The 1,823-nt window shown below is 71.6% G+C and carries 2 protein-coding genes and 1 pseudogene; 2 read left to right on the top strand and 1 reads right to left on the bottom strand.

Features of this window, described 5'->3' with window-relative positions; genetic code table 11:
* Window positions 1-136: 136 nt before the first annotated feature.
* Window positions 137-958, bottom strand: a complete 822-nt coding sequence (locus AB0C29_RS46540) for a DUF4397 domain-containing protein (protein WP_360834543.1) — start codon at window positions 956-958, stop codon at window positions 137-139.
* Window positions 959-1,104: 146 nt separating this feature from the next.
* On the opposite strand from AB0C29_RS46540, the gene AB0C29_RS46535 reads away from it, so the two are divergent.
* Both AB0C29_RS46535 and AB0C29_RS46530 read left to right on the top strand, forming a co-directional pair.
* On the top strand, window positions 1,105-1,677 hold the full coding sequence (locus tag AB0C29_RS46535; RefSeq protein WP_360554550.1) for a sigma-70 family RNA polymerase sigma factor: 573 nt from the start codon (window positions 1,105-1,107) through the stop codon (window positions 1,675-1,677).
* Window positions 1,631-1,823, top strand: a pseudogene (locus tag AB0C29_RS46530) (hypothetical protein); the annotation flags it as partial. The gene AB0C29_RS46535 and the pseudogene AB0C29_RS46530, both read left to right, overlap by 47 nt.

Raw genomic sequence — 1,823 nt, 5'->3', positions numbered from 1 at the left:
GCGACCGCCGAGGAGCCGACGGACGGCTCGGGCCGCGACAGGTACGCGACCACCCCCACCACGATCAGCAGCACCAGCCCGGCCACGACGAGGAGCCGGGCGCGGCCCTTGCGGGTCGCGCCCGGGGATCCGACGGTCATCGGCGACCCGGCACCAGCCGGCGCGCGCCGAGGGCGAGCATCAGCAGACCGGCCGCCGCCAGCGCGTACCAGGCGAGACCGAGGCCACGGTCGGCCTGGCCGCCGCTGCCGCTGGGCACGCCACCCGGTGCGGAGTGCAGGCCGGTGATGGTCTGGGTGACCAGGTCGAGGGTCTTGTCCTCGGCCGAGCCGACCGCGTAGACGATCGTGGCGGTGCCCTCCTTGAGGTTGAGGTCCGCCGGGCCGATCGCCACGGTGTCCGTGCCGGCCAGCACCACGTCGGCCTCGACCGAGCCCGCGGGCAGGTCAGCCTTGGCCTCCTTCGGGTTGGTCAGGTCCTTGAAGACCGGCTTGCCGCCCGCGCGCACGTCCACGGCGGGGGCCGCGGCGGTGTGCCGCACGATGATCCGGGCCTGGCCCGCGGCGACCTTCTTGACGTCGTTGGCGAACGGGGTCAGCGCCGGCTTGCCGTCCTCGCTGAGGTGCGCCACCAGGCTGATGTCGGCGCCGCCGGGGATCTCGGCATCGTCCACCTTGAGCAGGGCCTTGCTGATATCGTCACCGGGCTTGGTCAGCGCGATGTCGTAGCTGCCCTCCTCCAGCGACAGCGGGCCCGCGACCTTGCCGGGGGCGAAGTCCGGCAGGGTCTTCTTGCCGTTGACGTAGACGTCCACGTTCTGCCCGGGGATGCCGTGCACGACGGAGACCTGGGAGGTGGCGGCGAAGGCCGGGGTGGCGGTCAGCGCGCCCAGACCGCCGAAGGCGATCAGGGTGGCCGCGCCGACGGCGGTCACGCGGCGCAGGGGCACAAGACGCATCTAATTCTCCTAGCGAGTGGGTATCCGGGTTCGGACAACCGGTGGTTTCGCTGGGTCCGGCGCGGCTGGATGCACCACGGAAAAAATAGATCTCGCTGCATCCACGGCCCGGCCGGGGAGCGAATGAGCAGGTGGAAAGGGGGCCGATGAATCCCGACGACGAACTCGCCGAACGCTTCCGGGCGGGCGACGAGCATGCGCTGCGCCTGGCGTACGACCGCTACGGCGGCGCGGTGCTCTATCTCGGCGTACGCCTGCTGGGCAATCGAGCCGATGCGGAGGACGTCACGCAGACGACCTTCGTGGCGGCCTGGCAGGGTCGCGGTACGTTTGATCCGGAACGTGGCGGGATGCTCGGCTGGCTGCTCGGCATCGCCCGGCGCAAGGCGGTCGACCGGCTGCGGTCGGCGGCCCGCGAGGAGCGGGTGGCCTCGACGGTACGGGCCCAGCCCGTCGCTGACGAGGAGAGCCCCGAACGCGTGCTGGACCGCCTGGTCGTGGCCGACGAGCTGGCCCAGCTGCCCGCCGAGCAACGGCGCAGCCTGGAGCTGGCGTTCTACGACGACCTCACTCATCCGCAGATAGCGGCCCTGACCGGACTGCCCCTGGGCACGGTCAAGAGTCACATCCGGCGGGGCATGGCGAATCTACGACGACGGTGGGAGGTGGACGGTGCAGCATCTGGATCCCGATCGGCTGGTCCTACTCGCGCTCTCTGAGGAAACGGCGGACACCGACGAGTCCGTCCACCTGGCCGAGTGCCCGGGGTGCGCCCGCCGGGCCGCCGAGCTCAAGGGCATCACCCTGCGCCTGCGCGAGCCCGGCCCGATGGTCCGGATGGTGCTCGAGGTGGCGAACCTGGACG

The sequence above is a fragment of the Actinoplanes sp. NPDC048791 genome, from assembly GCF_040650095.1.
In the GTDB taxonomy this organism is placed as follows: Bacteria; Actinomycetota; Actinomycetes; order Mycobacteriales; family Micromonosporaceae; genus Actinoplanes.
Note: the sequence above shows the minus strand (reverse complement) of the source record. Positions and strands in the feature narration are given on the sequence as shown.